This window comes from Streptococcus sp. 27098_8_113, from assembly GCF_041432545.1.
GTDB lineage: Bacteria > Bacillota > Bacilli > Lactobacillales > Streptococcaceae > Streptococcus.
Genome location: NZ_JAPVZU010000007.1, coordinates 91,315 through 98,929 on the forward strand (window position 1 = coordinate 91,315; position 7,615 = coordinate 98,929).

Annotated in this window: 9 protein-coding genes; 1 reads left to right on the forward strand and 8 read right to left on the reverse strand. The window is 43.7% G+C overall.

Annotated features, from left to right (window positions below; all coding sequences use genetic code 11):
* Window positions 1-10: 10 nt before the first annotated feature.
* Genes O3644_RS05650 through O3644_RS05660 form a run of 3 tightly spaced genes read right to left on the reverse strand, consistent with a single transcriptional unit; the run spans window position 11 to window position 2,087 of the window.
* Window positions 11-769, reverse strand: a complete 759-nt coding sequence (locus tag O3644_RS05650) for an amino acid ABC transporter ATP-binding protein (RefSeq protein ID WP_048763979.1) — start codon at window positions 767-769, stop codon at window positions 11-13.
* A complete protein-coding gene (locus tag O3644_RS05655) occupies window positions 770-1,447 on the reverse strand; it encodes an amino acid ABC transporter permease (protein WP_005592385.1) in 678 nt (225 codons plus the stop codon).
* On the reverse strand, window positions 1,407-2,087 hold the full coding sequence (locus O3644_RS05660) for an amino acid ABC transporter permease (RefSeq protein ID WP_048763981.1): 681 nt from the start codon (window positions 2,085-2,087) through the stop codon (window positions 1,407-1,409). The genes O3644_RS05655 and O3644_RS05660 overlap by 41 nt, the downstream gene beginning before the upstream one ends.
* 215 nt (window positions 2,088-2,302) lie before the next feature.
* On the opposite strand from O3644_RS05660, the gene lctO reads away from it, so the two are divergent.
* On the forward strand, window positions 2,303-3,439 hold the full coding sequence (lctO, locus tag O3644_RS05665; protein WP_048763982.1) for an L-lactate oxidase: 1,137 nt from the start codon (window positions 2,303-2,305) through the stop codon (window positions 3,437-3,439).
* Between the two features lie 171 nt (window positions 3,440-3,610).
* On the opposite strand, the gene O3644_RS05670 is transcribed toward lctO, so the two are convergent.
* From O3644_RS05670 to nagA, 5 genes are all read right to left on the reverse strand, one after another.
* A complete protein-coding gene (locus O3644_RS05670; protein ID WP_048763983.1) occupies window positions 3,611-3,904 on the reverse strand; it encodes a helix-turn-helix domain-containing protein in 294 nt (97 codons plus the stop codon).
* On the reverse strand, window positions 3,894-4,259 hold the full coding sequence (locus O3644_RS05675; protein ID WP_048763986.1) for a type II toxin-antitoxin system RelE/ParE family toxin: 366 nt from the start codon (window positions 4,257-4,259) through the stop codon (window positions 3,894-3,896). The genes O3644_RS05670 and O3644_RS05675 overlap by 11 nt, the downstream gene beginning before the upstream one ends.
* 789 nt (window positions 4,260-5,048) lie before the next feature.
* Window positions 5,049-5,894: an aldo/keto reductase gene (locus tag O3644_RS05680; RefSeq protein WP_371595271.1), complete on the reverse strand. Its 846-nt coding sequence runs from the start codon at window positions 5,892-5,894 to the stop codon at window positions 5,049-5,051.
* Window positions 5,895-5,905: 11 nt separating this feature from the next.
* Complete coding sequence (locus tag O3644_RS05685; protein ID WP_125388213.1) at window positions 5,906-6,094, reverse strand: hypothetical protein; 189 nt, start codon at window positions 6,092-6,094, stop codon at window positions 5,906-5,908.
* Between the two features lie 216 nt (window positions 6,095-6,310).
* Entirely contained in the window at window positions 6,311-7,477 is a 1,167-nt protein-coding gene (gene nagA / locus O3644_RS05690) for an N-acetylglucosamine-6-phosphate deacetylase (protein WP_125406180.1), read from the reverse strand.
* Window positions 7,478-7,615: the final 138 nt, after the last annotated feature.

Here is a 7,615-nt window from a genome sequence, read left to right on the forward strand (position 1 = left end):
AGAATCTCCTTTATAAATATGAGCCAAATTGGCTAAAGTCAAAAACGTTTAAAAATTCTTGTGCTCGTTTGGTTTGTGGATTGGTAAAGAAAGAATGAGCCGTTCCTTCTTCGGCAATCTTCCCTTGGTCGAGGAAGATAATCCGGTCCGCAATGGCTTGAGCAAACTGCATTTCGTGGGTCACCAAGATCATGGTACGACCTTCTTGAGCTAGGTCGTTGATGAGTTCGAGGACCTCACGCACCATTTCTGGATCAAGCGAAGCCGTCACCTCGTCAAAGAGGATAATTTCTGGATGCATGAGCAGGGCACGGACAATGGCAACCCGTTGTTTCTGACCACCAGATAATTGGCGAGCGAAACTGTGTTTTTTATCTAGCAGTCCGACGCGTTCCAATAATTGTAGGGCTTCTTCAGTCACTTCTTTCTTATCCCGTCCTTGTGCTTTGATAGGACCTAGGATAAGGTTCTGCAAAACGTCCAGATGGGGAAAGAGTTCATAACTTTGAAAGACCATGCCAATCTTTTGACGAACCAAGTGAAAGTCTTTCTGGCTTCCAATAATGGACTGGCCATCCAGAAGAATATCTCCACCCTGAATGCTTTCTAGGCCGTTAAGGCAGCGAAGGAGAGTGCTTTTCCCACAACCGGATGGTCCTAGAATAACCACTACTTCCCCTTTTTTGATTTCTAGGGAGAGTCCTTGGAGGATGGGATTGTCTCCAAAGGATTTTTTTAGATCCTTGATTTCTAATATGGTATCAGACATTTAGTTCCTCCAGTGTTTTTCTAAGTGAGTGGATAGCTTGGAAATAGGAAAGCAAACTGCGAAATACAGAACCAGTATGGTACCGTAGATCCAAAAGGATGCTGTTGGAATGGTCAAGCGATTGCTATCGATGATTTGCTGCCCCACTTTTGTAACTTCAACAACCCCAATCAAAACAACCAGAGAAGTCGTTTTAATCATCCGAGTGACGAGATTGATGGCCTGCGGAAGCAGTCTTCTCAAGACCTGTGGAATGATGATGTGGTAGTAAAGTTGGAAATTCGTCAACCCCAGCGCCTGTCCGCTTTCAAACTGATGTTTAGGAAGGGAAGTGATAGCTCCACGCACCAAATCTCCCATCTCAGCCGTTCCCCAAAGGGTAAAAACGATAACGGCAGAAGTCTCTCCAGAAATGTTGATATTAAAATTTCGAGCCAAACCGAAATAAACAATGAAGAGTAGCACCAGCTGGGGCATGATACGGATAAATTCTAGATAAAAGCGTGTCAAAAAACGAACGACTCTAGAATGAGAGGTCATGATGATTCCCATGACCGTACCGAAAATCATGGATAAGAGGACAGAGAGGATGGAAATGCCAATCGTGACTCCCAATCCCTGTAAGATCCGCAAAAGATTATTTCCCTGAAAGAGTACTTGTATTCCCGAATCCTGCATGGCGGAGCCTCCTTTCTATCCAACTGAAGAACAATGATATAGGCAGGAGCATGATAAGATAGGCCACTACCAACATAGCCAGTGCAATATCTGTCTCATAGTAAAGCCCAATCAAGTCCTTGGCAACATACATGAGGTCGGCTAGAGCAACCGCAGAGAAGACAGAGGTTTCCTTGATCAGGAAAATCACATTGGCACTGAAGGATGGCAGAGCGACTGCTGTGGCTTGTGGCAAGACTACGTAGCGAAAAACTTGAGCGGGTGTCAGACCGATCGCTAAGCCAATCTCATGCTGGGTTTGACTAACTGCTTCTAGCCCGCTTCGGAAGGATTCCGCCATATAGGAACCTCCCAAAAAGATAAGACCAAGGGTGGCGCAGACCTCTGAAGAAAGGACAATCCCAATCCGAGGAAGCCCGAAGTAGAGAAAGAAGAGTTGAATCAAAAGGGGCGTATTTCGCGACAATTCAATATAAGCTGTGGCTAGCTGTGTCAAAACAGGGATACGATAATGCCGGATAATACTAACAAGTAAACCAACTAGAAAAGCTCCCAAAATGCCCCAAACTGCGATATGCAGGGTTAGAAAAAATGCCTTTTGATATAATGGTAGATATTGTTCAACAATGGACCAATCCAAAAGAGAACCTCCCATCTAGGAATAATACAGCTATTGTAGCACTAAAAGACATGTTTGGATAATATGTATTTTCTATCACAATGATAAAAAATATTTATCATCTCTATTGCAAACTGAAACTTCCAGACAAAATTTTTGAAAATGACATGAAAAAGAGTTAAGATGTTCCTGTAAATCAAAAAGTAAACGTTTACTTTTATCAAGGAGGACATTTTATGTCATACAAAACAAGCAATGCTGAAGGCCCTGTGGATTTTATTAATACCTATGATCTGGAGCCCATGGCGCAGCAAGTCATTCCTAAAGCTGCTTTTGGCTACATCGCAAGTGGAGCTGAGGACACGTTCACTTTACGCGAGAACATTCGAGCTTTTAATCATAAACTCATTGTTCCTCATACACTCTGTGATGTGGAAAACCCAAGCACTGAGATTGAATTTGCAGGCGAAAAACTGTCTTCACCAATCATCATGGCGCCTGTTGCAGCCCATAAATTAGCAAATGAGCAAGGGGAAGTCGCTACTGCGCGTGGTGTACATGAGTTTGGCTCTCTTTATACAACCAGCTCCTACTCCACTGTTGATCTTCCAGAAATTTCTCAAGCCCTCCAAGGAACACCGCACTGGTTCCAATTTTACTTCAGCAAAGATGATGGCATTAACCGCCATATCATGGATCGTGTCAAGGCAGAAGGCTACACAGCCATTGTCTTAACTGCGGATGCGACTGTAGGGGGCAATCGTGAGGTTGATAAGCGTAATGGTTTTGTTTTCCCAGTTGGCATGCCTATCGTTGAAGAATACTTACCCGAAGGTGCTGGTAAGTCCATGGACTTTGTCTACAAATCAGCAAAACAACGCCTGTCGCCACGAGATGTTGAGTTTATCGCTGAATACTCAGGACTCCCCGTGTATGTCAAAGGTCCTCAATGCCGTGAAGATGTCGAACGTTCGCTTGCTGCAGGTGCTTCTGGAATCTGGGTAACCAACCACGGTGGCCGCCAAATCGACGGTGGACCAGCTGCCTTTGACTCACTTCAAGAAGTTGCTGAAGCAGTTGATAAACGTGTGCCGATTGTCTTTGACTCTGGTATTCGCCGTGGCCAACACGTCTTTAAAGCCTTGGCTTCAGGAGCAGACTTAGTAGCCATTGGACGTCCTGTCATTTATGGCCTAGCCCTCGGTGGTAGCGTCGGTGTTCGCCAAGTCTTTGAACACCTAAATACTGAACTAAAAACCGTCATGCAACTATCTGGAACTCAAACCATCGAAGATGTCAAACACTTCAAACTACGTCACAATCCATACAATCCAACTTTCCCAGTTGACCCTCGTGATTTGAAATTGTATTGATAAATAAAGCAATTTATAATGAAAAAACACACCCCAAAAGTTAGACATAAAATCTAACGATTGGAGTGTGGTTTTTAATCAGAGTGCATCTAAGCTGGCTCTATGGCAGAGATTGGTCAAAGCCTCTGGTAAGTTTGATTTGTTTCTCTAATATTTATTTCTTATTTTCTATTAAACCTTTTCTTGCTCTAGTGGGACAACGACTAGGGTCTTGCCAAGGCTTGCTAATACTTTCAATACCGTATCCAATTGAGGGTTGGTCTTTCCTGTCTCCATTCGAGCGATGACAGGTTGACTGACCCCACTGAGTTCTTCAAGCTTCTTTTGGCTAATGCCCTTTTCATGTCTGGCCTCGATCAGCTCTGTCATAATCGCTACCCTCAGATCACTTTCTAGGATTTCTTCCTTGGTGAAAAGCTCTGCCCTCACTTCTTTCCAATTACTTCCAATAGCACTATTCTTCATCTTTTAGCCCTCTTTCTTTCAAATCTTGCAACTCTCGTTTGGCCTTCTCAATCTCCCGTCTGGGAGTCTTTTGCGTCTTTTTAACAAAATGATGCAGTAAGACAAAACTTCCATCTATCCAAGCCACAAATAAAATCCGATCCCGTAAGGGTCGTAATTCCCAAATCTCTGCCTCTAGATGCTTGATGTAGGGCTCACCGGCACGAGTTCCCTGTTGACTCAAGAGCTCGATATAGTCATTGAGCTTATTGAGTTTGATCCGGCTATCCTTGCTGTTAAGACTAGCCAGCTCCTTCATATAGTCCAAAACTGGTTGATTCCCATGTTTATCTTTATAAAAATAAATAGTGTGCACAAAGCATCCTCTTTTCGAATTTATTATAACTCAAAAGCTATCGAAAGTAAATACTTTTAAGTTATCAAATACTGATAAGTCCCCTTAGAAATATTCAAAAGGGACTCATTTATATAATTCGAAAATAGCGCCCTTATTGGTGCAATGAGGACAGTATTTATCTTTGTGAGAACTAATAAGATTAGCAAGGTTAGCGAAATAGACAACTATGCTTTGTAACCATATTTTACCAATACTTTTGTTTTAAACCTATGATAAAAAATCATAACTTCCGATTCGGTATAACTGCAATAGCAATACCCTTATAATCTTCAAAAGAACCTATAAAAACTAATTCTTCTTTTCAAGAAACTATAGTCTCTTGAGAGACCCTCATCTGGCACTTGTTTTTGACGACAAATGACCGAGGGGCGATGGATCTTATAAATAGCAATGAAAAGAGCGTCCGATGCCTAGATTGCCATAAATCTATAGAAAAAGTGGCCAGCCGAGGCCTAGATTGCCAAGAATCTATAGGAAAAGTAGACAGCCGAGAACCAAGTTGCCACGAAACTATAGGAAAAGTGATCGGCCGAGGACTAGGTTGCTACGAATCTATAGGAAAAGTGATTAGCCGATGTCTACGTTGCCATGATTCTATAGGAAAAGTGACCAGCCGAGGCCTAGGTTGCCATGATTCTATAGGAAAAGTGACCGGCCGAGGCCTAGGTCACTATAAAACTTCATTAAATACCAATAACTAACATATCGAGTAGCTTGATTTCAACTAAAAAGATGTTCGTCTATCGCTTAAAAATCCATCCCATCTGGATTAGGTGCTCCGCCTTCCAAACCGCTGATATTTTTGAGAATCTCTAAGTCAGCAGGACTCAGTTCGATGTCAAAGCAATCCAGATTGCTAGCAATCCGACTCGGAGTGACTGACTTAGGCAGGGGTAGGAAGCCTTCTTGTAAGCTCCAAGCTAGAGCGATTTGGGCAATGGTCTTGCCATACTTATCTGCTATCGCCTGCACGGCTGGATTTTGGAAGAGTTCGCCTTGCCCAAATGGTCCCCAAGCTTCAAGTAGGATATCATGAGCACGGCAGAAGTCTACCGCCTCTGTCTGATAAACACCTGGCGCTAGGCGGATTTGATTGACAGCTGGAGTGACGCGCGCTGTTTCCAGCAGAGCTTCTAGGTGATGAGGCAGGAAATTGCTGACGCCGATCGCTCGGATCTTACCAGCTTGGTAGAGGTCTTCCATAGCCCGCCAAACTTCTGCATTGCGCTTTTGCCAAGCTCCATCTTCTCGTAAAGGCTTAGGATTTGGCCAGTGGATAAGGTAGAGATCCAGATAATCCAGCCCCAACCGCTCCATAGAGCTGTCAAAGGCTTCCACGGCCTCTTCATAAGTATGCTTGCTATTCCAGAGCTTGGTGGTGATGAAGAGCTCTTCACGCGGAATGCCGCTGTCTTTAATTGCTCGACCAACACTCTCCTCATTCTTATAGATAGCTGCTGTATCAATGTGGCGATAGCCAGCCTTCAGAGCGGCTAAGACTGACTGATATGCCTCTTCTCCGTCCTGAGCCTTCCAAGTACCAAAGCCCAAGACTGGGATCTTGACGCCATTGTTAAGGGTATAATTTTTCATATCTGTTCTCCTTATTTTTTCTTTCTTTTGGACAATTTTGGCTTAAAGATATTTTCCTTGGTTGGAGCCATGCCTCGGCTGAAAAAGCTGTAAATGATAAAGGCCAGACCAGCAATAAATATCAAAAAACGATGCAATAGCAATCCAAAGAAGAGGAATACCAAACCCATTCCCATAAATTTATAATCAATCTTTTTCATCCTGTCCTCCTCGTTTGTGATAACCCTATTATAACATCTTCTCTTTCATTGAGAAAGCCCTACCATCTGTTAAGAAAAATATCTCAGAGACTTTCTAGTTGCGCCAACTATTCTAGCTTTGCCCAAGTCCCTCTAGCAAATCCTAGGGAAAAGCAGCAACCCTACATTAAAAAGGACAGGTTACCCCATCCTTTCTAAAAATATAAGGAGACTCAATTAAAGAATACTGGAGGCAGCTTCAAAGCGTTTTTCGCCATCCAGATAAGTAGCAACCAGCTCTAAATCCTTGTCCAGCACGATAAAGTCGGCATCATAACCTTCCTTGATCTGGCCGCAGACATCGTCAATGTGGACAGATTTTGCTGGGATAAGACTGGCCATCATGACTGCTTGGTGAGGATTTGCAATGCCCCACTCAACCACATTTTTCAGACCGTCTTTGAGCTGCAGGATTGATCCTGCCAAGTTACCAGTTGATTTGAGACGAGCTGTGCCATTGGCTACCACCACTGGAAATTCTCCCAGCATATAGTCGCCGTCTTCCAGCCCACCTGCAGTCATACAGTCTGTGATGAGAGCTACATGTTCATGCCCCTTTTGCTTAAGCAAAATATCACAGGCCTTGGGATCTACGTGGTGGCCATCACAAATCAACTCTGCGTAAGTGTGAGGCAGCTCGTACATAGCCCCAACCATACCTAGTTCACGGTGGGTCAAGCCCCGCATACCATTGTAGGCATGTACCCAGACACTAGCTCCTGCTTCCACTGCTGCCTTAGCTTCGTCATAGGTCGCATTAGAGTGCCCCAAAGCGACTGTCACACCTTCATCAGTGATGGTGCGGACAAATTCCTCCACGCCCTCACGCTCAGGTGCCAAAGCAATCTTATTTAGCAGACCATTGGCTGCCTTTTGCCAAGCACGAAATTCATCCATGCGAGGATCCTTCATGTAGGCTGGGTTTTGGGCACCCTTGTACTTTTCAGTGAAGTAAGGCCCTTCAAAGTAGAGACCACGAATCTTGGCACCACTTGCTTCTTGATAGCGCGCACCGATATTTTCTGTCACAGCCAAGAGTTGCTCGTAAGATGATGTCAGCGTAGTCGGTAAGAAACTGGTCACCCCAGTCGTCAAAAGTCCTTCACTCATGGTATGAAGAGTACCTTCGATGTTATTGTCCATGACATCGACCCCACCAAAACCATGGATATGGGTATCCACCAGACCCGGTGCGACAGAGTAACCTGTGTAATCCACCACTTCCGCATCCGCAGGGACTTCCTGTACTAATTTTCCAAATTTTCCATCAATCACTTCCAAAAATCCACCCTTGCGAATCCCTTGAGGATAGAAGAACTGATCGGCTTTTATATATTTAGGCATTTGACTGCCTCCTCTTGTTCTATTTCTATTGACTCTATTATAACGCTTTCTATTTTATTTGTAAATGGTCTATACCTCTTTTTTAGAAAAATTTATTATATTATTTAAATCAAGAAAAGAGAGTGGAACAGAAATCGG

What these genes read in the sequence shown, in the direction of transcription:
- O3644_RS05650 (WP_048763979.1), bottom strand. Translation starts at nt 769, where the DNA reads ATGTCTGATACCATATTAGAAATCAAGGATCTAAAAAAATCCTTTGGA.
- O3644_RS05655 (WP_005592385.1), bottom strand. Translation starts at nt 1,447, where the DNA reads ATGCAGGATTCGGGAATACAAGTACTCTTTCAGGGAAATAATCTTTTG.
- lctO (WP_048763982.1), top strand. Translation starts at nt 2,303, where the DNA reads ATGTCATACAAAACAAGCAATGCTGAAGGCCCTGTGGATTTTATTAAT.
- O3644_RS05670 (WP_048763983.1), bottom strand. Translation starts at nt 3,904, where the DNA reads ATGAAGAATAGTGCTATTGGAAGTAATTGGAAAGAAGTGAGGGCAGAG.
- O3644_RS05680 (WP_371595271.1), bottom strand. Translation starts at nt 5,894, where the DNA reads ATGAAAAATTATACCCTTAACAATGGCGTCAAGATCCCAGTCTTGGGC.
- O3644_RS05685 (WP_125388213.1), bottom strand. Translation starts at nt 6,094, where the DNA reads ATGAAAAAGATTGATTATAAATTTATGGGAATGGGTTTGGTATTCCTC.
- nagA (WP_125406180.1), bottom strand. Translation starts at nt 7,477, where the DNA reads ATGCCTAAATATATAAAAGCCGATCAGTTCTTCTATCCTCAAGGGATT.